Below are 22,386 nucleotides of genomic sequence, written 5' to 3' on the forward strand. Positions count from 1 at the left end.
GCTCATGGGCATGCATCCGGTGCTGCCCACGACCTCCACGCTGCCGCTGTTCGATGTAGCGGCCAGCAGGCGCATTGAGGCGCGCGCGCTCGCCCACTCGCCCGACCTGATGGAACGCGCAGGACTGGCCGTTGCCAAGCTCGCCCTGGCGCTGCGCCGGGGCGCCGGCCCGGTATGGGTGGTCTGCGGCCCCGGCAACAACGGCGGCGACGGCCATGTCGCCGCGCGACGGTTGGCCGAGGTCGGTGTCCCGACCCACGTGAGCCACGACGCGCCGCAGTGCCCTTCTCTCGTCATCGACGCGCTGCTTGGCCTGGGCCTGAATCGTGCGCCCTCACCCGAGCTGCTGGCACCCATCGTCGCAATGGGCAATTGCGGCGCGCCCGTCCTCGCCGTTGATCTGCCCAGCGGCCTGCTCGCCGACACCGGCCAACTCGCAGGCGAACGCGCCATGCGCGCCGATCACACACTGACACTGTTGACGCTCAAGCCCGGCCTCTTCACCGGCGAGGGACGCGCGCACGCAGGACGGATCTGGTTCGACGAGTTGGGCATTGCACCCGACGAGCCGCCCACGGCCGACCTGCTCGGCCCGGGCGCGGCCCTGCATCGCAGCCCGACCAGCCACAAGGGCAGCCACGGCCAGGTGCTGGTCGTGGGCGGAGCACCGGGTATGCAGGGCGCCGCCCGGCTGGCCGCCCGCGCGGCCCTGGCCTGTGGCGCGGGACGGGTCTATCTGGACCTGCTGGGGCTCGGCCCCGCCGAGGTCGCTGACTCCGGCTGGCTCGAGTTGATGCGCGGCCGGCTCACGGAGCTGCCCCAGGCAGTGGGCGTCATCGGCTGTGGCGCTGGCGACGCCATCACACCCCATTTGCCCTCACTGCTGCAAACGCTGCCGCGCCTCGTCATCGATGCCGACGCGCTGAACGCCATCGCCGCCGACACAACTCTGCAGTCCCTCGTGCGCACAAGGCCAGCAGGCTCCACGCTGCTGACGCCGCATCCGCTCGAAGCCGCCCGCCTGCTGAATCGCGGCACAACCGCCATTCAGGCCGACCGCCTCGCCGCTGCGCAGGAACTGGCCTTGCAATTGGGCTGCACCGTCGTCCTCAAGGGCTCGGGCAGCGTGATCACCTCACCGGCCGAGCGGCCGGCGCTCTGCGCCAGCGGCGGCCCGGCCCTGGCTACAGCCGGCAGCGGCGACGTGCTGGCCGGCTGGCTGGGCGGGCTGTGGGCTCAGCAACCATCCGCCACGGCTCACGCCATCGCCTGCACCGGCGTGGACGCGCACGGCCGCGCGGGCGAGTACGGCGGCGTGCTGCGCGCCGGCGAGCTCATCGAGCGCCTGGCGGCGCTGCGCTGACGCTCAGCGGCGTTTGCGCGGCGCGGCCTTGGCAGCCGTTTTCTTGGCGGCGCGCTTGGCGGCCTGCTGTGCGGCCTTGACCGGATGCAGGGACGCGACGACTTCCTTGCGGCTCTTCTTCACGTCGCGATCCTGCTGGCGCACATCGTCCAGCGTCTCGACGGCCGTCTTGGGCGCGCGCTTGCGGGCTGGTGTCTTGCCCGGGGCTTTGCCCGTGGGTTTGGATGCCCCGCCGCGCCCGGGTGAGCGCGCGTCTTCGGCGTCGCGCACCAGGCGGAAGTCGATGCGCCGGCCGTCCAGGTCAACACGGCTGACCTGCACCTGCACGCGGGCGCCGGTCGCGTAGCGAATGCCAGTGCGCTCGCCACGCAGTTCCTGGCGCACCTCGTCGAAGCGGTAGTACTCGCCGCCCAACTCGGTGATGTGCACCAAGCCCTCGACGTAGAGCGCATCCAGTTGCACGAAGAGGCCGAAGGACGTGACCGCACTGACGGTGCCGGCGAACTCCTCGCCGAGACGGTCGCGCATGTAGCGGCACTTCAGCCAAGCCTCGACATCGCGGCTGGCCTCGTCGGCACGACGCTCGTTGGCGCTGCAATGCGCGCCCACGACCTCCCAGCGCTCGGCCTCGTTGCGGGCGTCTGCCGGGTTGGGCGGCGCTGGCCGGCCGGGGCGCTTGGGCGCCTGCGGCACGTTCATCTTGCTGGCGTCCAGCGTGTAGCGCTTGCTCGCCAGCAGGCATTTGATGACGCGGTGGACCAGCAGGTCGGGATAGCGCCGGATCGGGCTGGTGAAGTGGGTGTAGGCCGGGTAGGCCAGGCCGAAATGGCCGGAATTGGTGCCGGTGTAGATGGCCTGCTGCATGGAGCGCAGCAGCATGGTGTGGATCTGCTGCGCGTCGGGCCTGTCTTTGGTCGCCTGGGCGATCGCCTGGAATTCACGCGGCGTCGGGTCGTCGGACACACCCATGCCAATGCCCAGCGAGCGCAGATAGTTCTGCAGCGTCGTACGCTTCTCGGGCGTCGGACCTTCGTGCACGCGGTAGAGCGAGTGGTGCTTGGACGACTGGATGAAATCGGCCGAGCAGGTGTTCGCGGCCAGCATCGCCTCCTCGATCAGCCGGTGCGCGTCGTTGCGCGTGCGCGGGATGATCTTCTCGATACGGCCGTTGTCGTCGCAGACGATCTGCGTCTCGGTGGTCTCGAAGTCGATGGCGCCACGGCGGCCCCGCTCTGCCAGCAGCGCGCGATAGACCTCGTGCAGATGCAGCAGATGCGGCACCAGCTCGCGGCGCTTGGCGGCCTCGGGGCCATGGGTGTTGGCCAGGACGGCCGCGACCTCGGTGTAGGTGAAGCGGGCGTGTGAGCAGATCACGGCCGGATAGAACTGGTAGGCGCTGACCGTGCCATCGGTGGACACGAGCATGTCGCAGACCATGCTGAGCCGGTCTTCATACGGGTTCAGCGAGCACAGCCCGTTGGACAGCTTCTCGGGCAGCATCGGGATGACACGGCGTGGGAAGTAGACCGACGTCGCCCGTTCGTAGGCATCGGCGTCCAGCGGCTCGCCGGGCTTCACGTAGTGCGACACGTCGGCAATGGCCACCAGCAGGCGCCAGCCCTCGACGGCCTTCTTGCCACGCCCCTGCTTGAAGGGTTCGCAGTAGACGGCGTCGTCGAAGTCGCGCGCATCCTCGCCATCGATGGTGACCAGCGGCACGTCGCGCAGGTCGATGCGGTGCTTGAGATCGGCGGCGCGCAGCTTCTCGGGCAGCTTGGCGCTCTGCGTCAACGTTTCGGGGCTGAAGCGATGCGGCACGTCGTACTTGCGCACCGCGATCTCGATCTCCATGCCGGGATCGTCGATCTCGCCGAGCACTTCGACGACACGACCGACAGGTTGCGAGTACAGCGACGGCGGCTCAGTCAACTCGACAGCAACAACCTGCCCTGCGGTCGCGTTGGCGATGCCGTTCTTGGGGATCAGGATGTCCTGGCCCATGCGCCGGTCCTCGGGCGCAACCAGCCAGATACCGGACTCGAGCAACAGGCGGCCGATCAGCGGCCGCTTCTTGCGCTCGAGGATCTCGAGCACCTTGCCCTCCGGACGACCGCGCTTGTCGAAGCGCACGACGCGCACGCGCAGCCGGTCGCCGTGCATGACGGCATGCGTTTCCTGCGACGACAGATAGACGTCGGCGGCACCGTCGTCGGGGATCAGGAAACCATGGCCATCGCGATGACCCTGCAACGTGCCTTCGACTTCGCCGAGCAGGCCGGCACCTTCGCCCTTAGTCGACGGGTTTGAGTTCTTCAAGTTTTTAATGATATGATCCTTGCTTTCCTGAAACGGCCCAGGCACTTCGTTTGAAGTCTTGAGCAACTAGCCCAGGTGGCGGAATTGGTAGACGCACTAGTTTCAGGTACTAGCGGGTAACTCCGTGGAGGTTCGAGTCCTCTCCTGGGCACCAAAACAAAAGACAAAAGGCCAGCACGCAAGTGCTGGCCTTTTGTCGTGTGGCGCCCAGGAGAGGACTCGAAGGGCACGTCACCGAGGACCGAGGGCAAGCCCCGCGGCTTGCCCGACGCCTCGATGAAGGCTTCGCGCTTGCAAGCGCGAAGCCGCCTGCCGGGGTCGCCGGAGGTGACCGAGTCCCCGCCGATGCGCCCTCGATGGGCGCTTCGGCGAGTGGTGGCACAAACCGAGTTCTGTCGTGCCACGCCCTCGTTCCCCTCAAACAGCGAACTTCTTCGCCAGCAGCTCCGGCCCCATGCCGTCGTACTCCTCGAACGGCTGATGGATCCACGGCGAGGTTTCCAGCATCTCGCAGTAGTAGTCCGGCATGTAGGCAGAAACCTTTTTGGTCCAGATGACCGCCGAGCGCAACTCGGTGATGGACGGCATGCCGCGCAGGCGCTCCACCACGGCCTTCAGCGTGACGCCCGAATCGGCCAGGTCATCCACCAGCAGCACGCGGCCGGCCAGTTCGCCCTTGGGCATGGTGATGTACTTGGCCATGTCCAGGCGACCCTGGATGGTGCCGGCCTCGGCGCGGTAGGAGCTGGTCGACATGATGCCCAGGGGCTTGTCGAAGACGCGCGACAGCACGTCGCCCGGGCGCATGCCACCGCGGGCCAGGCAGAGGATCTGGTCGAACTGCCAGCCCGAAGCGTGCACCTTGAGGGCCAGGCGCTCGGTCAGCAGGTGGTACTCGTCCCAGGACACGTAGAGGTGTTTGCCGTCGTCGGTCAGCATGATGGCGGGGTCTCCGTCGAATAGGTTTGAAGTGTCGGGCGAATTTCAGGACGAATAGGGGTGGCGCAGCACGATGGTGTGCTCGCGGTCGGGGCCGGTCGAGACCATGTCGATGGGCGCGCCGATGACTTCTTCCACGCGCTTCAGATAGCTGCGCGCATTGGCCGGCAACTTGTCCCAGGCAGTGACGCCGAAGGTCGTCTCGGGCCAGCCCGGAAAGGTCTCGAACACGGGCTCGCAGGCCTCGATCTCGTCGGCGTCCAGCGGCAGGATGTCGAGCAGCTTGCCATCGAGCTGGTAGCCCACGCACATCTTGATCTCGGTCAGGCCGTCCAGCACGTCCAGCTTGGTCAGGCACAGGCCGGTGATGCCATTGATGATGATGGAGCGCTTCAGCGCAGCGGCGTCCAGCCAGCCGCAGCGGCGCGCGCGGCCGGTCACGGTGCCGCGCTCCTGGCCGACGGTGGACAGGTGGTAGCCCACGGTCCCGGGCGTTTCCCAGTCCAGCTCGGTCGGGAAGGGCCCGGAGCCCACGCGCGTCGTGTAGGCCTTGGTGATGCCCAACATGTAGTGCAGCATCTGCGGGCCGACGCCAGCGCCGGCGGCGGCATTGCCGGCCACGCAATTGCTGGACGTCACGTAGGGATAGGTGCCGTGGTCGATGTCCAGCAGCGTGCCCTGGGCGCCTTCGAACAGGATGTTGGCGCCAGCCTTGCTCGCTTTGTGGATCATGTAGCCGACGTCGGCCAGCATGGGCTTGATGGCTTCGGCCATCTTCATCGCCTGCTCGAAGATGGGCTCGAAGGCCAGGGGCTCGCCCTTCAGATAGCCCGACAGCGCGAAGTTGTGCAGGTCCAGCAGCTCGCGCAGCTTCTTGGCGAAGCGCTCGGGGTGCTTCAGGTCCTGGGCGCGCAGCGCGCGGCGGGCGACCTTGTCCTCGTAGGCCGGGCCGATGCCCTTGCCGGTGGTGCCGATCTTGCCGCTGCCGCTGGTCTCGCGCAGCTGTTCGCGCGCCTTGTCCACGGCGACGTGGAAGGGCAGGATCAGCGGGCAGGACTCGCTGATGAACAGGCGCGAACGCACCTCGACGCCGGCCGCTTCCAGGCGCTCGATCTCGGTCAGCAGATGGGTGGGGTCCACCACGACGCCATTGCCGATGTAGCAGGCCACGCCGTCGCGCATGATGCCGCTGGGGATCAACTGCAGCGCGGTCTTCACGCCCTTGATGACCAGCGTGTGGCCTGCGTTGTGGCCGCCCTGGAAGCGCACCACGCCCTGGGCGTGATCCGTCATCCAGTCCACGACCTTGCCCTTGCCCTCGTCACCCCATTGGGTGCCGACGACGACCACATTGCGTCCACGCGCGGTTTGGCTCTGCATCTTGTTTGCCTGCTAGCTTTGGATTGGGAAGGGCCGCCGGCGCTCAAAGCGCGCGGACGATCCAGTCAGTGTGCTCGCGAACCAGTTCGCGGTCACAGTCGAATTCATCGGCCTCGTGCTCATGGCCCGGCAGCACGCAGACCACGGTCTCGCCCTGCTCACGCAAGGCCCGTACAGCCTGGCGCAGTGAAGCATCCTCGCCCCACGGCGCGCGCACGGCGGCGCGCAAAGGCGTGGCCGGCACCAGGGCCACCAGCGTCTTCAGGTCCAGACTGAAGCCGACGGCCGGGCGGCGGCGGCCGAAAGCGGCACCGACCTCGTCATAGCGCCCGCCGCGCAGCACGGCGTCGGAGCAGCCCGAGGCATAGGCGGCGAAGCGGATGCCGGTGTAGTAGGCATAGCCCTGCAGGTCGGCCAGGTCAAAGCCCAGCGCCACCTCGGGGTGGGCAGCGGCAAGATGGCCGGCCAGCCAGTCCAGGTCGGCCAGGGCGGCCTGGACCAGAGGGTGACCGGGCAGCCGGCGCGCGGCCTCGGCCAGCACTTCCCGGCCACCGAACAGACTGGGCAAGGCCAGCAAAGCATCGCGTGTGACGGCCGGCATGCCCGTGCTCAGCGCGGCCAGTGCGGAGAGGTCCTTGGCGGCCAGCGCCGCCGTCAGCGCTTCCAGCGTCTCGGGAGCCAGCTTGATGCCTTCCAGCACGCCTTGCAGCAGGCGTGCATCGCCAAGGTCCAGCATCACGTCGCTCAAGCCGGCTCGGCGCAGCGCGTCCAAGGCCAATTCATGCACCTCGAGGTCGGCTTCCAGGCCGGCATGGCCATAGATCTCGACACCGAACTGCAAGGGCTCGCGGCTGGTGTTGAGGCCATCCGGCCGCGTGTGCGCGATGGGCCCGCAGTAGCACAGGCGAGTCACGCCCTGGCGATTCAGCAGGTGGGCGTCGATGCGGGCGACCTGGGGCGTCGTATCGGCACGCAGGCCAAGCGACCGGCCCGAGAGCTGGTCAACCAGCTTGAAGAGCTTGATTTCGGAGCCACTGCCCGTGCCGGAAAGCAGCGAGTCGAGATGCTCCAGCAGCGGCGGAATGACGAGCTCGCAGCCGTAGCTGCGGGCCATGTCGAGCAGTTCTCTACGCAGCTCTTCGATGTGGCGCGCCTGCGAAGGCAGGACATCGGCGATGTGCTCGGGCAGCAGCCAAGCAGAGGACATGGGCGAAGGCAGGCGGTTAAAAACGGCATTCTACCGGTGCCTCCCGGGCCCAGCCTTCAGATCAGCGCAACCAGAGCAGTCCGAACACACCCATCAGGATGCTGGCCAGGCCGATGAAACGAATCTGCCCATCGCTCATCGCCAGGATGCGGCTGAAGACCTCGCGCCAGCGCGCCGGGCTGAGCAGGGGCATCAGCCCCTCGATGACCATCACCAGCGCGAGCGCGGTGAGGAGTTCGTTCACTTGCGCGCCGGTGCGGCGGCGGCCGCGGCGCCGGAGCCCCGCATGGCCTTGAAGAAGTCGCTGGATGGATCGACCACCATCACGTCGCTCTTCCTGCTGAAGCTGGCGCGGTAAGCCTCCAGCGAGCGGTAGAACTGGGCGAACTGGGGATCACGGCCAAAGGCTTCGGCGTACAGGGCAGAGGCCTTGGCGTCGCCCTCGCCTTTGATGAGCTGGGCATCACGGAAGGCCTCGGCAACGATGATTTCGCGCTGGCGATCAGCATCGGCCTTGATCTGCTCGCCCTCGGCGGAGCCGGTGGACCTGGCCTCGGCGGCCACGCGCTTGCGTTCCGAATCCATGCGGCGGTAGACCGACTCGGTGATGCTGGCCGCGAAGTCCACACGCTTGATGCGCACGTCAACGACCTCGATGCCGAACTGCTTGGCCTCGTCGGCCAGGCGTTTGCGCACGTCCTGCATGATCTTCTCGCGCTCGGTGGCCAGCACGGCGATGACGGTGCGCTTGGTCACTTCATCGTTGAAGGCGGCCTGCACGACGGGCACCAGGCGGTTCTCGACGTTGCGCATGTCAGCGCCGCTGTTGCGAATGAACTGGCGCGGCTCGGCGACGCGCCACTTGATGAGCCAGTCGATGACCAGGCTCTTCTTTTCAGCCGTGAAGACGGGCCGCGACTCGGTGCTGTCAAGCGTCTGCACGCGGCGGTCCAGCAGCACGACGTTTTGCAGCGGCGGCGGCAGCTTGAACTTCAGGCCCGGCTCGGTAACGACTTCCTTGATCTCGCCGAGCGCATAGATGACGGCGAACTGGCGCTGGTCGACGATGAAGAGCATCGACGACAGCAGCATCAGGACGACGATGGCGCCGGCGACGATGGCGGCAATACGGTTCATTCGGATGGTCCTCGATCAGCGGCCGTCGCGGCTGCGCTGGTTGTCACGGCTGCGCAGGTCGTTGGCACTGGGCAGCGTCTGCGGCTCGGGCACGGTGGTCGGCTGCGGTGCCGACACGGTCACGGTGCCGCTGCTGCCTTGCTGCAGCAGCTTGTCCAGCGGCAGGTAGAGCAGGTTGGAGCCGCTCTTGCTGTCCACCATCACCTTGCTGACGTTGGTGTAGACCTGCTGCATCGCGTCGATGTAAAGGCGATCACGCGTGACCTGGGGCGCCTTCTGGTACTCGGTCAACACGCTCTTGAAGCGCGCCGCATCGCCCTCGGCCGTCGCGATGACACGGGCCTTGTAGCCCTCGGCCTGCTCGCGCAGCCGGGCGGCATCGCCTCGCGCACTCGGGATCTTGTCGTTCGCGTACGCCTGGGCCTCGTTCTTCAACTGCTCGCGGTTGGCGTTGGCCTTCTGCACGTCGTCAAACGCCGCCTGCACCTGCTCGGGCGGCTGCACGCTCTGCACATTGACGTTGACGACCTGGATGCCGGCCTTGAGGCGATCCAGCTGGACCTGAATGGACTTGACCAGGTCAGCGGCGATGGCGTCGCGCTGCTCATAGAGCACCGAATCCATCGTGCTCTTGCCGACGATCTCGCGCACCGCCGACTCTGCGGCCAGCAGCACGGCCTGCTCGGGGTCACGGTTCTCGAACAGGAAGTCGCGCAGGTCACGGATGGTGAACTGCACCGTGAAGCGGATATCGACGATGTTCTCGTCCTGCGTCAGCATCGACGAGTCGCGCAGGCCGGTGGCGGCGACGACCGAACTGCGCCCAACCTCGACCTGGCGCAGCTGCGAGACCGGCTGGATCTCATGCGCCTGGAAGGGATAGGGCAGGCGCCACTGGAAACCAGCTTCGACCGTCTTGCTGTACTTGCCGAAGGAAGTGATGACGCCCTGCTGGCCTTCCTGCACGATGAAGAAGCCGCTGGCCAGCCAGCCCAAAACGACAACGCCGGCGATGAGGCTCAGGCCAATACCGGCGCCCTTCATGTCGGGCGAGCCACCGGAGCCGCTGGGGCCGGATGGCCCGCTGGACTTGCCACCGAACATGCCCGAGAGCTTGCGATTGAATTCGCGCCAGAGCTCATCGAGATCGGGCGGGCCGTCGTTGCGGCCGTTGTTCAGCAACCGGCTCGCGGCACGGGCGACCGGCGTCATCAGACGCTGGGCCCAGGTGCTGCGGGGCGTGGTGTGAGGAGTGCTGCTCATGCCTGGGAGGGGTCTGAGGAAGAAGTTTCGGGATCCGACGAATCAGTGTCGAAACGTGGGTCCCGTTCGTCGGGAATCAAGGGCTGGACCTGCATGGCGGTCGCAATCAGCTGGCGCAACTCGGCAAGTCCGCTGCCATCCAGGGCGCTGACGAAGACTCGCGGCGTCGGCTCGGTACTGCCATTGGCGCGCAGCACGGCGTCGACGATCTCGCGCGGGCGCTGATCGCCGGGCAGCAGATCCTGCTTGTTGTAAACCAGGATCTGCGGCACGTCGGCCGCACCAATCTCGGCCAGCACGCGCTCGACCTCCGCCATCTGTTCCTCCAGCACCGGGCTGGCGGCATCAACGACATGCAGCAGCAGGTCGGCGTCGGCCGCCTCCTGCAGCGTGGCGCGAAAGGCCTCGACGAGCTTGTGCGGCAGATCGCGGATGAAGCCCACGGTGTCAGACAGCGAGACGCTGGCCGCGGCCTGCTCCAGGTAGAGGGAGCGCGTCGTCGTGTCCAGCGTCGCGAACAGCTGGTTGGCCGCATAGGCGCGCGCCTTGGTCAGCGCGTTGAACAGCGTGCTTTTGCCGGCGTTCGTATAGCCGACCAGCGAGACCTTGAAGACGCCATTGCGCGAGCGCGCCTTGCGCTGCGTGCCGCGCTGGCGCTGCACCTGCTTCAGGCGTTCCTTGGTCTTCTTGATACGCTCGTCGATCATGCGGCGGTCCAGCTCGATCTGAGCCTCGCCGGGGCCGCCGCGCATGCCGATGCCACCACTCTGGCGCTCCAGGTGGCTCCAGCGCCGCACCAGGCGCGTGGCCAGGTATTGCAGGCGCGCGAGTTCGACCTGCAGCTTGCCCTCGTGGCTTTGCGCACGGGCGGCAAAGATCTCGAGAATCAGCGCGGTGCGGTCGGCGACGGGCACGCCGAGCACGCGCTCCAGGTTGCGCTGCTGGGCCGGCGAAATGGCCTGATCGAACAGCACCGTGTGGGCCTGGTGGGCCAGCACGAGCAGCTTGATCTCGTCGGCCTTGCCGGAGCCGACGAACAGGGCGGCGTCAGGCGCCGGGCGGCGGGCGATGACCTTGGCGACGGGCGTGTCACCGGCGGATTCCGCCAGCAGGGCCAGTTCATCCAGGCTCTCGTCAAAACCCTGGGCGTTGCGGTGACGACCGAAATCGACACCCACAAGAATGGCGCGCGCCGCCTCGGAGGGCGGCGTCGCGTCGTGGGCAGAGGTCGAGGACAAGGGGTGGGGATCAGGCGTCCGCGGGAGCGTCGCCGGCGTGGAAGTTGACCGCACGGCCCGGCACGACAGTCGAGATCGCGTGCTTGTAGACCATCTGCGTCACAGTGTTGCGCAGCAGGACGACGTACTGGTCAAACGATTCGATGTGGCCTTGGAGCTTGATGCCGTTCACGAGGTAGATCGAAACGGGCACATGCTCTTTGCGGAGCAGGTTCAAAAAGGGGTCCTGCAAAAGTTGGCCTTTGTTGCTCATCGGTATGCTCCGAGTTATTCGGGGGGATGGGGGACTACGGGTAAGACCTTAACACAGCGTCTCAGGCCCTCCAGAGGTCAGCCTAGATCTTTTCGTCGAAGGGATTCTTCGAAGAACGCAGCTCGATCTTCAGCGGCGTTCCAACCAGCTTGTAGTGCGCGCGGATGCGGCCTTCCAGATAGCGCTTGTAGACCTCGGTGACACCGTCCAGCGCATTGCCGTGGATGACGACGATGGGCGGGTTCTGGCCGCCTTGGTGGGCATAGCGCATCTTGGGGCGCGAAACCCCCGAGCGCTTGGGCTGCTGATGCTCCGTGGCTTCCTGGATGAGGCGGGTCAGCACCGGCGTCGTCATCTTGCGGTAGGCCGAGGCGTAGGCGTCGGCCAGCGAATTCCAGACCGCCGACAGGCCCTGGCGCTTCAGCGCCGAGATGTTGTGCATCGGCGCGAACTTCAGGAAGGTCAGACGCTGCTCGATCTGGCGCTGCAGCGTCTCGCGCTGGTAGCTGTCGACGGCGTCCCACTTGTTGAGCGCAAGCACCACCGCACGGCCGCTGTCGAGGATGTAGCCGGCGATGTGGGCATCCTGGTCGGTCACGCCCTGGGTCGCGTCCAGCAGCAGCAGCACGACGTGCGCGTCGGCAATCGCCTGCAGCGTCTTGACGACCGAGAACTTCTCGATGGCCTCGAAGACCTTGCCCTTGCGGCGCAGGCCGGCCGTGTCGATGAGCTTGAATTTCTGGCCGTTGCGCTCGAAATCGACCGAGATCGCGTCGCGGGTCGTGCCCGGCATGTCGAAGGCGACGAGGCGCTCTTCGCCCAGCCAGGTGTTGATCAGCGTGCTCTTGCCGACGTTGGGCCGGCCGGCCACGGCCAGGCGGATGACGCCGTCCTGCTGCGGCCCGGCACCGAATTCCTCGGTGGCGTCCTCGAAGGGCTCCAGCACCGCGTCCAGCAGGCTGCGGATGCCCTGGCCATGGGCCGACGAGATCGGATGCGGCTCACCCATGCCGAGCTCATGGAACTCGGCCAGCAAAGGCGATTCGCTCATGCCCTCGGCCTTGTTGACGGCCAGATGCACGCGCTTGTTGACGCTGCGCAGATAGCGCGCAATGTCGCTGTCGTGCGCCGACAAACCCAGGCGGATATCGACGACGAAGATGACCGCATCGGCCTCGGCCACGGCCTGCTTGGTCTGCTTGGCCATCTCCTTGACGATGCCGGTGCTGCTGTCGGGCTCGAAGCCGCCGGTGTCGATGCAGATGAACTCGCGGTCGCCCATGCGGCCGTCGCCGTAGTGTCGGTCGCGCGTCAGGCCGGCGAAGTCGGCCACGATGGCGTCGCGCGACTTGGTCAGGCGGTTGAACAGCGTCGACTTGCCCACATTGGGGCGGCCGACCAGGGCAATGACAGGTTTCATTCGGCGGTGATCGCGAACAGGCCGCCGCTCTTGGTCGCAACGAGGGCCGTCTCGCCCTGCAGCGCGATCGTAACGACCGGCGAGCCGTCGGTGGCCAGGCGCGAGCGCGTCTTGCCGGTGTCGCGGTCGATCAGATGGACCTGGCCCTCGAAGTCGCCGATCAGCACCTGCTTGGCCGTCACAACGGGTTCGGACAGCTTGCGGCGCTGGAACTGGTCCGCCGACCAGGCGAGGTCGCCGTTGGCCAGCTTCCAGGCCGACAGGCGGTCGGAGGCGTCGCCGGCGACGACGACCTGGGCGTCAGCGCCGATGCCGTTGGTGCCACCGACGACGCGGTTCCACAGCGCGCTGCCGCGCTCGGCGTTCACGCAACCCACCGAGGACTGGAAAGCGCGCGCGCAGATCACCTCGCCCTGGCGCACAGCCGGGCCAACCAGGTCGGCCAAGCGTTCGACTTCATTCGTGCCACGCGGCGTGGCCACGCTGGCTTCCCAGCGCAACTGGCCCTTGACAGGGTCGACACCGGCCAGGCGCGGGCCTTGGCCGACCACCAGTGTGTCCTTGTAGGCCAGCAGCACACCGGCCTTGGCCAGCGTCAGCGGCTCGCCGGGGCGCTTCAGCTCCCAGATCTTGCGGCCATCCAGCGCGTCGAAGGCCAGCACCTGGCGGTCCAGCGTCAACGTGAAGACACGCTCGCCAGCCACCAAGGGCGCAGCGACGACGGGCGTCGGCAGGGCCTTCTTCCAGGCCACCTTGCCGTTGTCCAGCACGACCAGTTCGTTGTCACGGTTGACGACAGCGGCAAAGCGGCCATCGCTGCCAATGCCGGCCGACAGCTTGGCGCCCACATCGCCGCGCCAAAGCTCGCGGCCATCGGCGGCGGCCAGCGCGCGCACGCTGCCATCGCTGCTGGCGACGACGAAGCGGTCACCAGGCGTCGCGATGCTGAGCGGGAAGCCGATGTTGTCGCCCTTGGCGCTCCAGACGATGCGGCCGCTGGCCGGGCCGGACAGGGTCTCCAGCGCAGCCGGCTTGTCCTTCTCGCTGCCGAACCAGGAGGTCCACGTCGAGCTGATCGTGGAACAGCCGGTCAGCGAAGCCGCCAGCAGCGAGATCAGGGCAACCCGCCTCATTGCGCGGCTCCGGCGGCTTCGACGGCGGTCGGCACACCCAGCGTCGCCAGCTTGGCCTCGACGATGCGGCGGTAGTCCTGGGTCTTCTCCAGGCCAGCCAGGGCCTTCTGGTACTCGGCCTTGGCGGCGTCGCGCTTGTCCTGCAACAGCAGCAGGTCGCCACGGCGGTCAGCCACCAGGGCGGCGAATTCGGTCGTCTTGATCGCGTCCAGCGTCTTGCCGGCTTCGTCATAGGCCTTGGCGTCGAGCTGCAGGCCGGCCAGACGCAGGCGGGCCACGTCGCGGTAGGGGCCGCCCTCGGCGCCCTGCTCGGCCACCCAGGTCAGGCTCTGTTTGGCGTCGTCGGCCTTGCCCTTGTCCAGCTGCAGCTTGGCAACCTGCAACCCGGCCTGGGCCGCATAACCTGTGCCGCCGTAACGGGCTTTCAGGTCGCCCGCGGCGATGGCGGCCTTGTCGACGTCCTGGGCGGCCAGGGCGCGGTCGAATTCGTCGTACATCGCGGCGGCCTTGGCAGCTTGGTCGCGCTGATACCAGTTCCAGCCTTGCCAGGCGGCAAAGGCGGCCAGGACGGCGGTCAGCACCCAGGTGATGAGGTTGCCCCAGCGCTTCCAGAACGCTTTGAGTTGTTCGAGTTGTTCTTGTTCTTCGAGGTCGAGATGGGCAGCCATGGGAAAACTTCAGGAAAGGGTCTCGGGAGGCCCGGGATTATGCGGGGAGGAGATCGGCGGCCCAGGAGGCCACGTCGGCGAGCGGCCGGCTGAGCTGTTCGCCACCGTCGCGCAGCGGCTTGACGCTCACCTCGCCACGGGCCAGTTCGTCGGCGCCGAAGACGAGGGCAAAGCGCGCGCCGGAGGCGTCGGCCTTCTTGAACTGCGATTTGAACGAGCCGCCGCCGGCATGCATCTGCACACTGACACCGGCCTCGCGCAGCGCCTCCACTACGCCAAAAGCCTGCGGCAGGGCCGCGGCGTCGGGCACGATGGCGTAGGCCTGGGGCGCCGACGACGGCACGGGCAGGCCGAGTTCGTCGATCAGCAGCAGCAGGCGCTCGATGCCCAGGCCGAAGCCGACGGCAGGCGTCGGCTTGCCGCCGAGCTGTTCGAACAGGCCGTCATAGCGGCCACCACCGCAGACCGTGCCCTGGGAGCCGAGTTGGTCGGTCACCCATTCGAAGACGGTCAGGTTGTAGTAGTCCATGCCGCGCACCAGGCGCGTGTTGACGCGGTACTCCAGACCCGCCGCGTCGAGGATCGCGCGCACGGCGTTGAAGTGGGCGAGCGTCTCTTCGCCGAGGAAGTCCATCAGCTTGGGCGCCGCCTCGATGACGGGCTGCATGGCCGGGTTCTTGCTGTCCAGGATGCGCAGCGGATTGCTGTGCAGGCGCTTCCTGCCGTCTTCGTCCAGCAGCTCGGCATGGGCCTCGAAGTGGGCGATCAGCGCGGTGCGGTGGGCGTTGCGCTCGGCCGGCTGGCCCAGCGAGTTCAGCTCCAGGCGCACATGCTGGCCCACGCTCAAGCCCAGGGCCTGCCAGAGGCGGCGCACCATCAGAATGATTTCAGCGTCCACATCAGGCCCGGCAAAGCCCAGGGCCTCGACGTCGAGCTGGTTGAACTGGCGGTAGCGCCCTTTTTGCGGGCGCTCGTGGCGGAACATCGGGCCCATCGTCCACAGCCTGAGGGGCCCGTTGTAGAGGGCGTTGTGCTCGACCATGGCGCGCACGATGCCGGCCGTGGCCTCGGGGCGCAGCGTCAGCTGGTCGCCGTTCATGCCGTCGGTGAAGGAATACATCTCCTTCTCGACGATGTCGGTCACCTCACCCAGGCCGCGCACGAACAGCGCCGTCGGCTCGACGACGGGCGTCAGCATGTACTGGTAGCCGTAGCTGCCGAGCACCTTGCGCAGCGTGGTCTCGAACCAGCTCCACAGTTCGCTGCTGGGCAGCTTGTCCTTGCGGGTGACGCTGGTCGGGAGGATGTCGTTCATCCCCTTGACCGCCTGAATCGCCTTGCTCATGCAGTTGCTGTGGCGCCGAAGCGCTTCTCGATGTAGTTTTCGACCAGCGCGTGGAACTCGGCCGCAATGTTGTCGCCGCGCAGGGTCAGCGCCTTCTCGCCGTCGATGAAGACCGGCGCCGCCGGCGCCTCGCCGGTGCCGGGCAGGCTGATGCCGATGTCGGCATGCTTGCTCTCGCCGGGGCCGTTGACGATGCAGCCCATGACGGCCACCTTCATCTCCTCGACGCCGGGGTATTTGCCGCGCCAGACCGGCATCTGCAGGCGCAGGAAGTCGTCGATCTGCTTGGCCAGTTCCTGGAAGGTCGTGCTGGTCGTGCGGCCGCAGCCGGGGCAGGCGGTGACGCTCGGGTTGAAGTGGCGCAAGCCGAGCGCCTGCAAGATCTCGAGGGCCACGACCACTTCCTGCGTGCGCAACTCGCCCGGCTGGGGCGTGAGGCTGACGCGGATGGTGTCGCCGATGCCTTCCTGGGCCAGGATGCCCAGCGCGACCGAGGAAGCGACCGTGCCCTTGGTGCCCATGCCGGCTTCGGTCAGGCCCAGGTGCAGCGCGTAGTCGCAGCGGCGGGCCAGCTCGCGGTAGACCGAGATCAGGTCCTGCACGCCGCTGACCTTGCAGCTGATGATGATGTTGTCGGGGTTCAGACCCAGCTCGGCGGCATAGGCGGCCGACGTCAGCGCCGATTCGACGAGAGCCTGGTACATGACCGGCTTGGCATCCCAGGGCTGGGCACGCTTGGCGTTCTCGTCCATGAACTGCGCGAGCAGCTCCTGGTCCAGGCTGCCCCAGTTGACGCCGATGCGCACGACCTTGTCGTACTTGGCAGCGGCCTCGACCATCATGGCGAACTGGCGGTCCTTCTTGTCGCCCTTGCCCACATTGCCGGGGTTGATGCGGTACTTGGACAGGGCCTGGGCCATGGCCGGATGCTCGGTCAGCAGGCGGTGGCCGTTGTAGTGGAAGTCGCCCACCAGCGGCACGTCGATGCCCATGCGATCGAGCTGCTCGCGGATGTAGGGCACGGCGTCGGCCGCCTCGGGCGTGTTGACGGTGATGCGCACCATCTCCGAGCCGGCGATGGCCAGCTCCTTGACCTGAATGGCCGTGCCGATCGCGTCCACCGTGTCGGTGTTGGTCATGGACTGCACGCGCACCGGTGCGTCGCCGCCGACCGTGACGACACGGCTGCCCCAGACCACGCGGGCCTGGCGGCTCCTGCGCGGCGCAGGTGCGGCCTCGGGGATGATCCATTCGCTCATCATTTCAACTCCAGTCGAGCGATGTTGTCCTTGGCTAGCGGCGCCAGGTCGACGGCGGCACCGCGCCATTCGACCTGGGTGCCGCGCACATTGCCAATGCGCAGCTTGTAGGGCGCGGCGCCCGTGAACTCCTGCTGTTCGCCCGCACGCAGCACCCGCGACAGCAGCGGCTGGCCCTTGGCGTCGGCAACCTCGATCCACGTATCGGCCGTCGCCGTCACGCGCAGCGCGCTGCCGGGCGAAGCGGTGACCGTCGCCTTCACCGGCGGCGCAGAGGCGGGCATGGCGGCGGGCGGCGGTGCAACATCACGCACCTGCAGCGGCGCAGATGCCACAGGTTCTGGCAACGTCGTTGCTGGTTCGGAGGCGGAGGGTGCGGGCACGAATTCGACGACCGGCGCGCTCGCCGTGACAACGGTGCCGGACGCCGCTGGAGCCACCACACTGGCGCCGCGTTCGGGCAACCAGCCCGCTGGGATCCAGTAGATGGCTGCCGCGGCGACCAGCAGCAGCACCGGTCCCCAGATGACGGGCCTCGTCGCCAGGCCCAGCACGCCGCCATCAATGGGGCCGGCACCGCGCTCACGGAAGGGCTGGTTGAGCCCGGGGCGCACGTCGAACTCGCGATCGCGCGTGCGCGGCAGCATCGCCAGCACCGGTGCCGGGTCCACCTTGAGCGCCCGGCACATGGCCGTGGCCAGCGCGCGGGCAAAGGTGGCGTCGGGCAGCTCGTCGAAACGGTCGGCCTCCAGGGCCTCGAGCTTGGCCTGCGGCACCTTGAGCATGACCGCCAGGGCGGCGATGTGCAGGCCGCGCTGCTGGCGCGCGTTCCTGAGCCAGGCGCCCGCGGTGGCGGCCTGGCTGGCGAGTCCCTCGGTGGTGGGTTCCATCGTCTCGTTCTTGCTGTGCGCCGCAGTCACGGCTTATTCGTCGTAACGGCCGGCGTCCAGGGACTGGGTCTCCGGGGCCTGGGGGTATTTGCGGCGCATTTGCATGGCCAGATCGTCCACCGTGCCGCTGTTGCCGAGCTTGCGCTCGATGCGCAACTGCAGCCACAGGCTCTGGGCATTGACCTGCTCGGGCTGGCTGTTGACACGCTTCACATAGAAACGGGCACGCTCCAGCTCGCGGTTGCGAAACAGCACATCGGACAGATTCATGGCGACAGCCGGGCTGCCAGGGTCCAGCTCGAAGGCGCGCGCCAGCGTCTTCTCGGCAACCAGCATGCGGCCCGAACGGGCCTCGCAGACGCCCTTGGCGAGCAGGGTGCGGGCCGGCGCGCGATAAGTGGACTGGGCCAGGGCCTGGTCGAACAGTGAGTCCGCCGTCGGCCAGCGCTGCTGCTGGCACATGAACCAGCCGTAGTTGTGCAGCGTGTCGGGATCGTTGGGATAGACGACCAGGGCGCGGCGGAAGGCCTCCTCAGCAAGCTGGTGCTCGCCCATGGCGGCGTAGATGAGGCCGCGCAGGTTGACGGCTTCACGCATGTCGGGCTTGAGCTGCAGCGCCATCTTGAGCTCGTCCAGGGCCGTGTTGAACTGGCCGCGCGAGAAATAGCCCTGGGCCAGTTCGAGCCGGATCGCGGCGCGGCGGTCGCCGTCGGTCTGGTCCGAGTCGGTCTTGATCTCGCGGTCGGCGCTGGGCGCGGTGGTACCGGCGCAGGCAGCAAGGAGGGCGGTGGCCAGAACGATCAACAGTCGCTTCATCAATTCCTCGAAGGTGGCACCAGGGGGCATCAGGTGGATTTGGCCACCGTGACGGGTGCCCTGACCATGCGGATATGCGCGCGGGTGCGGTCCTGCACCTCGCCGGCCAGCTGGCCGCAGGCGGCGTCGATGTCGTCGCCGCGCGTCTTGCGCACCGTCGTCACGATGCCGGCCTGGATCAGCACCTCGGCAAAGGCCTGCACGCGCGCATTCGTGCTGCGCGTGAGGCCCGAGGCCGGGAAGGGGTTGAAGGGGATCAGGTTGATCTTGCAGTTGACCTTGTTCCTCAACAGCCTGACCAGCTCATGGGCCTGCTCGGGCGAATCGTTCACCTCCTGCAACATGCAGTACTCGAAGGTGATGAAGTCGCGCGGCGCCTTCTCGAGGTAGCGGTTGCAGGCGTCCAGCAACTCGGCGATGGGGTATTTCTTGTTCAGCGGCACGAGCTGGTCGCGCAGCGGATCGGTCGGCGCGTGCAGGCTGACGGCCATGGCCACCGGGCAGTCCTCGCGCAACCGGTCGATCATGGGCACGACGCCCGAAGTCGACACGGTGACGCGGCGGCGGCTCAGGCCATAGCCATGGTCGTCCAGCATGGTCTTGAGCGCCGGCACGAGCTGGTCATAGTTCTGCAGCGGCTCGCCCATGCCCATCATGACGACGTTGGAGATCACCCGCTCCGTCGTGTTGAGGCGTTTGCGCAGGTTGTGCTCGGCAAACCAGAGCTGGGCTGTGATCTCGGCGGTCGTCAGGTTACGGCTGAAGCCCTGATGGCCCGTCGAGCAGAAGCGGCAGCCGACTGCGCAGCCGGCCTGGCTGGAGATGCACAGCGTGCCGCGATCATCTTCAGGGATGAAGACGGCCTCGACGGCATTGCCGGCACCGACATCGAACAGCCACTTGATGGTGCCATCCGTCGAGACATGTTCGGAAATGACAGGCAGCGCCGCGATGTGGGCACGGCCCTTGAGCTTCTCGCGCAAGGACTTGGCGAGATCGGACATCTGGTCGAAGTCCGACGCGCCCTTCTGGTGGACCCAGCGGAACAGCTGGGTCGCACGGAACTTCTTTTCGCCCAGTTGCTCGCAGTAGGCGGCCAGGCCTGGGAGATCGAATCCGAGCAGGTTGACCGTATCCATTGCAAACCTCCAAGCGCCCCACCGTCGCCGGCTAGTGTCTTACTTAGCGACTGCAGCGGAACTGGCTTTGCCAGGCCGCTAGCAGTGCCCCTTGAGGGGCCGGCGTCAGCCGGTAGGGGTGGGCTTGATCAGCGACCGGCGTAGACGTTCATGCCGGGGAAGAAGAAGGCCACTTCGACAGCGGCCGTTTCGGCGGCGTCGGAGCCGTGCACGGCGTTGGCGTCGATGCTGTCGGCGAAGTCGGCGCGGATGGTGCCCTTCTCGGCCTTCTTGGGATCGGTGGCGCCCATCAGGTCGCGGTTCTTCAGGATGGCGCCTTCGCCTTGCAGGGCCTGGATCATGACCGGGCCGGAGATCATGAAGCTGACCAGGTCGTTGAAGAAGGGGCGGGCCTTGTGGACAGCGTAGAACTGTTCAGCTTCGACGCGCGACAGGTGCACCATCTTGGCGGCCACGACCTTCAGGCCGGCGGCCTCGAAGCGGGCGTAGATCTGGCCGATGACGTTCTTTGCCACGGCATCGGGCTTGATGATGGACAGGGTGGTTTCGATCGCCATGGGGTTCTCCTGATGGGGCGTATTGGACAAAGCCTGTGATTGTAGCGGGCAGGGATGACCCTAGTTGTATCGCCTGCCCGGTTTCAGCGACGTCCGCCGTAGCCACCGCCGGAGCGACCACCGCCACCGCCACCGCCACCGCCCTTGCCACCGCGGCCACCCCCGCCGCCGCCACGGCGCAGGAAGGCATCACCGCCGATATAGCCCACCGAGGTCTGCATCGGATCGGGTTCACGCGGGCCATTGCCCTTGTTGCCACCGCCCTTGCCTTGCCTGTTGTCCTGCTGGCTGCCGCCGGCGCCAAAGCCCTGAGGCAGGCCCCGCTTGCCGCTCGTCGCATGGCGGCGGTCGAAGGTCTGCTCCAGCGGGTTGACGTGATGCGGAATGAAGCCGTCATCCTCCTCATCGTCACGGCGCGGGGCGCGCTCCTCGCGCGGCGGACGGGCCTGCTGAGGCTGCGGCGCCTCGGGCGGGCGGCTCGGGCGCGGGCCGCCACTGCCGCTGTGGCGCTCGTCGTTGCGGCGCTTGTTGCGATCGTTCTTGTTGCCTTGGCCCTGCTGCTGTTGCGGCTGGCTCTTGCCCTGCCCTTGCCCGAAGTTCTGGCCCTGGCCACTGTTGGAGGTATGACCGGCCAGGCGGCGGATGACGCGCACGTCGTCGTCGCCCAGTTCCACCCAGACGCCGCGCTTCAAGCCGCGCGGCAGCACGACGGTGCCGTAGCGGATGCGGATCAGGCGGCTGACGACCATGCCGACAGCCTCGAAGAGCTTGCGCACTTCGCGGTTGCGGCCCTCGGTGATGACGACGCGGTACCAGCGGTTGGCGCCTTCGCCGCCACCGTCCTCGATGCTCTTGAAGGAGGCCACTTGACCTTCGACGTTGACGCCTTCGAGCAGCTTGGCGCGCTGCTCGTCGCTCAGCGCCCCCAGCACCCGGGCCGCGTACTCACGCTCCACGCCGAAGCGCGGATGCATCAGTTGGTTGGCCAGTTCGCCGGAATTGGTGAACAGCAGCAGGCCTTCGGTGTTGATGTCCAGGCGGCCGACGGACTGCCATTTCTGGCCCTGCACGCGCGGCAGCGAGCGGAACACCGTCGGGCGGCCTTCCGGGTCGTTGAAGGTCGAGACCTCGCCTGTGGGCTTGTGATAGGCCAGGATGCGCGGGTTCGGCGGCGAGATGCGCACGCGCACCTCCTTGCCATTGACGCGCACCCGGTCACCGAAGGAGATGCGCTGGCCGACGTGGGCGACCTCGCCATTCACCTCGATCTTGCCCTCGGCGATCCATTCCTCGATGTCGCGGCGCGAGCCGATGCCGGCCTGGGCCAGCACCTTCTGCAGCTTGGGGGCATCGGCATCCGGCGCCAGCACGCGCTTGGCTTCACCCTCAGCACCCTCCTCCACCGCTTCGTCAGCCTCGGGCCGCAGTTGTGGTGGCTCGCCCACCGGCCCTTCGGATTCGGCGTCCAGATTGCCCGACAGCACATCGGCGAAGCGCGCCCCCGCGGCCTCGACGAGTTCTGGCGCCACGACCGCGCCGGGCAGTTCATCCCCGCCCGCGACCGGGGCGTCCTGACGCTCCGCACGGTCCTTGCGGTTGCGGCGACGGTTGCGGCCTCGGCCGCCACGCTCGCCGTCTTCACCCGCCTCGCCGTCATTCCCTTCGTCATCCGCCTCACCACTCACCGAGGCGGGGGGGGCCGGCGCGTCTTCCGCCAACGTGAAGATGGGCACTGCGGCAGGCGCGGGCGCCTCTGCGGAAACGGCCGGCGCCGCCTCCTCAGCGGCGGCGGCCTTGCGCGGCGCGCGCTTGCGGGCCGGTGCCGGCGCCTCCTGCGCAGGCGCTGCCTCGGGCGCAGCCGCTCCCTCCTCCACCACCGCCTCAGCGGCCTTGCGGCGGGTGCGCTTCACCGCCACGGGCGCGTCGGCCTCGGGGGCGGTCTCGGCGGGTGCCTTGGCCGTCGTGCGGCGCCGCTTGGGCGCGGCAGGCGCTTCGGCGTCGGCGTCGGGAGGCAGGGACTTGTCTTGGTCGGCAGCGTCGTTCATGCGGATTCGGGCTGGGGT

20 protein-coding genes and 1 tRNA gene are annotated in these 22,386 nt (G+C 67.6%); 2 read left to right on the forward strand and 19 right to left on the reverse strand.

What is annotated here, in order from left to right:
* Positions 1-4: 4 nt before the first annotated feature.
* Positions 5-1,363 carry an NAD(P)H-hydrate dehydratase gene (locus ACXJKJ_RS19740; protein ID WP_457391771.1) on the forward strand — a complete coding sequence of 453 codons (1,359 nt, stop codon included), beginning with the start codon at positions 5-7 and terminating at the stop codon, positions 1,361-1,363.
* A 3-nt stretch (positions 1,364-1,366) separates the two neighbouring features.
* Here ACXJKJ_RS19740 and rnr read toward each other — a convergent pair whose 3' ends face one another.
* The gene (gene rnr / locus ACXJKJ_RS19745) at positions 1,367-3,679 is read right to left on the reverse strand and encodes a ribonuclease R (protein ID WP_457391772.1); all 2,313 of its coding nucleotides are present in this window, start codon (positions 3,677-3,679) and stop codon (positions 1,367-1,369) included.
* Positions 3,680-3,748: 69 nt separating this feature from the next.
* Between rnr and ACXJKJ_RS19750 the strand changes: the two genes are divergently transcribed.
* Positions 3,749-3,833, forward strand: a tRNA-Leu gene (locus ACXJKJ_RS19750).
* 263 nt (positions 3,834-4,096) lie between these two features.
* Here ACXJKJ_RS19750 and ACXJKJ_RS19755 read toward each other — a convergent pair.
* The 18 genes from ACXJKJ_RS19755 to ACXJKJ_RS19840 all read right to left on the reverse strand — a co-directional run.
* The gene (locus ACXJKJ_RS19755) at positions 4,097-4,618 is read right to left on the reverse strand and encodes a phosphoribosyltransferase (RefSeq protein ID WP_056198151.1); all 522 of its coding nucleotides are present in this window, start codon (positions 4,616-4,618) and stop codon (positions 4,097-4,099) included.
* 45 nt (positions 4,619-4,663) lie between these two features.
* Positions 4,664-5,998, reverse strand: a complete 1,335-nt coding sequence (locus tag ACXJKJ_RS19760) for an adenylosuccinate synthase (protein WP_457324743.1) — start codon at positions 5,996-5,998, stop codon at positions 4,664-4,666.
* A 43-nt stretch (positions 5,999-6,041) separates the two neighbouring features.
* Entirely contained in the window at positions 6,042-7,205 is a 1,164-nt protein-coding gene (locus ACXJKJ_RS19765) for an ATP phosphoribosyltransferase regulatory subunit (RefSeq protein WP_457391774.1), read from the reverse strand.
* A gap of 61 nt (positions 7,206-7,266) precedes the next feature.
* A complete protein-coding gene (locus tag ACXJKJ_RS19770; RefSeq protein WP_056198157.1) occupies positions 7,267-7,449 on the reverse strand; it encodes a DUF2065 domain-containing protein in 183 nt (60 codons plus the stop codon).
* A complete protein-coding gene (gene hflC, locus ACXJKJ_RS19775; RefSeq protein ID WP_056198161.1) occupies positions 7,446-8,342 on the reverse strand; it encodes a protease modulator HflC in 897 nt (298 codons plus the stop codon). Before hflC ends, ACXJKJ_RS19770 begins: the two co-directional genes overlap by 4 nt.
* Before the next feature lie 15 nt (positions 8,343-8,357).
* Positions 8,358-9,605, reverse strand: coding sequence for an FtsH protease activity modulator HflK (gene hflK, locus ACXJKJ_RS19780; protein ID WP_157281646.1), 1,248 nt, complete (start codon positions 9,603-9,605; stop codon positions 8,358-8,360).
* Entirely contained in the window at positions 9,602-10,843 is a 1,242-nt protein-coding gene (gene hflX / locus ACXJKJ_RS19785; protein WP_235531995.1) for a GTPase HflX, read from the reverse strand. Before hflX ends, hflK begins: the two co-directional genes overlap by 4 nt.
* 10 nt (positions 10,844-10,853) lie before the next feature.
* Complete coding sequence (gene hfq, locus ACXJKJ_RS19790; RefSeq protein WP_056198163.1) at positions 10,854-11,096, reverse strand: RNA chaperone Hfq; 243 nt, start codon at positions 11,094-11,096, stop codon at positions 10,854-10,856.
* 82 nt (positions 11,097-11,178) lie between these two features.
* Positions 11,179-12,516: a ribosome biogenesis GTPase Der gene (gene der / locus ACXJKJ_RS19795; RefSeq protein ID WP_457391776.1), complete on the reverse strand. Its 1,338-nt coding sequence runs from the start codon at positions 12,514-12,516 to the stop codon at positions 11,179-11,181.
* Positions 12,513-13,649: an outer membrane protein assembly factor BamB gene (gene bamB / locus ACXJKJ_RS19800; RefSeq protein WP_457391777.1), complete on the reverse strand. Its 1,137-nt coding sequence runs from the start codon at positions 13,647-13,649 to the stop codon at positions 12,513-12,515. The genes der and bamB overlap by 4 nt, the downstream gene beginning before the upstream one ends.
* A complete protein-coding gene (locus ACXJKJ_RS19805) occupies positions 13,646-14,317 on the reverse strand; it encodes a YfgM family protein (protein WP_457349687.1) in 672 nt (223 codons plus the stop codon). Before ACXJKJ_RS19805 ends, bamB begins: the two co-directional genes overlap by 4 nt.
* A gap of 37 nt (positions 14,318-14,354) precedes the next feature.
* Positions 14,355-15,662 carry a histidine--tRNA ligase gene (gene hisS / locus ACXJKJ_RS19810; protein WP_457391779.1) on the reverse strand — a complete coding sequence of 436 codons (1,308 nt, stop codon included), beginning with the start codon at positions 15,660-15,662 and terminating at the stop codon, positions 14,355-14,357.
* Complete coding sequence (ispG, locus tag ACXJKJ_RS19815) at positions 15,659-16,921, reverse strand: flavodoxin-dependent (E)-4-hydroxy-3-methylbut-2-enyl-diphosphate synthase (RefSeq protein ID WP_457391780.1); 1,263 nt, start codon at positions 16,919-16,921, stop codon at positions 15,659-15,661. Before ispG ends, hisS begins: the two co-directional genes overlap by 4 nt.
* Entirely contained in the window at positions 16,921-17,841 is a 921-nt protein-coding gene (locus ACXJKJ_RS19820; RefSeq protein WP_457391782.1) for a helix-turn-helix domain-containing protein, read from the reverse strand. The genes ispG and ACXJKJ_RS19820 overlap by 1 nt, the downstream gene beginning before the upstream one ends.
* 3 nt (positions 17,842-17,844) lie before the next feature.
* Positions 17,845-18,627 (reverse strand): type IV pilus biogenesis/stability protein PilW, encoded by a 783-nt coding sequence (gene pilW, locus ACXJKJ_RS19825; protein ID WP_457391783.1) that lies wholly within the window; start codon positions 18,625-18,627, stop codon positions 17,845-17,847.
* 29 nt (positions 18,628-18,656) lie between these two features.
* On the reverse strand, positions 18,657-19,766 hold the full coding sequence (gene rlmN, locus ACXJKJ_RS19830) for a 23S rRNA (adenine(2503)-C(2))-methyltransferase RlmN (protein WP_457349677.1): 1,110 nt from the start codon (positions 19,764-19,766) through the stop codon (positions 18,657-18,659).
* Positions 19,767-19,894: 128 nt separating this feature from the next.
* Complete coding sequence (gene ndk / locus ACXJKJ_RS19835) at positions 19,895-20,323, reverse strand: nucleoside-diphosphate kinase (RefSeq protein ID WP_457324717.1); 429 nt, start codon at positions 20,321-20,323, stop codon at positions 19,895-19,897.
* Between the two features lie 83 nt (positions 20,324-20,406).
* On the reverse strand, positions 20,407-22,386 hold a 1,980-nt coding region (locus ACXJKJ_RS19840), incomplete at its 5' end, for a pseudouridine synthase (protein ID WP_457391784.1).

The sequence above is a fragment of the Roseateles sp. P5_E1 genome (assembly GCF_054049335.1).

Coding starts and splice junctions, on each gene's coding strand:
- bamB (WP_457391777.1), bottom strand. CDS start 13,649: ATGAGGCGGGTTGCCCTGATCTCGCTGCTGGCGGCTTCGCTGACCGGC.
- ispG (WP_457391780.1), bottom strand. CDS start 16,921: ATGAGCGAATGGATCATCCCCGAGGCCGCACCTGCGCCGCGCAGGAGC.
- hfq (WP_056198163.1), bottom strand. CDS start 11,096: ATGAGCAACAAAGGCCAACTTTTGCAGGACCCCTTTTTGAACCTGCTC.
- ACXJKJ_RS19760 (WP_457324743.1), bottom strand. CDS start 5,998: ATGCAGAGCCAAACCGCGCGTGGACGCAATGTGGTCGTCGTCGGCACC.
- hflC (WP_056198161.1), bottom strand. CDS start 8,342: ATGAACCGTATTGCCGCCATCGTCGCCGGCGCCATCGTCGTCCTGATG.
- ACXJKJ_RS19805 (WP_457349687.1), bottom strand. CDS start 14,317: ATGGCTGCCCATCTCGACCTCGAAGAACAAGAACAACTCGAACAACTC.
- pilW (WP_457391783.1), bottom strand. CDS start 18,627: ATGAAGCGACTGTTGATCGTTCTGGCCACCGCCCTCCTTGCTGCCTGC.
- ACXJKJ_RS19765 (WP_457391774.1), bottom strand. CDS start 7,205: ATGTCCTCTGCTTGGCTGCTGCCCGAGCACATCGCCGATGTCCTGCCT.
- der (WP_457391776.1), bottom strand. CDS start 12,516: ATGAAACCTGTCATTGCCCTGGTCGGCCGCCCCAATGTGGGCAAGTCG.
- hflK (WP_157281646.1), bottom strand. CDS start 9,605: ATGAGCAGCACTCCTCACACCACGCCCCGCAGCACCTGGGCCCAGCGT.
- ACXJKJ_RS19740 (WP_457391771.1), top strand. CDS start 5: ATGGGCATGCATCCGGTGCTGCCCACGACCTCCACGCTGCCGCTGTTC.
- hisS (WP_457391779.1), bottom strand. CDS start 15,662: ATGAGCAAGGCGATTCAGGCGGTCAAGGGGATGAACGACATCCTCCCG.
- ndk (WP_457324717.1), bottom strand. CDS start 20,323: ATGGCGATCGAAACCACCCTGTCCATCATCAAGCCCGATGCCGTGGCA.
- rlmN (WP_457349677.1), bottom strand. CDS start 19,766: ATGGATACGGTCAACCTGCTCGGATTCGATCTCCCAGGCCTGGCCGCC.
- ACXJKJ_RS19755 (WP_056198151.1), bottom strand. CDS start 4,618: ATGCTGACCGACGACGGCAAACACCTCTACGTGTCCTGGGACGAGTAC.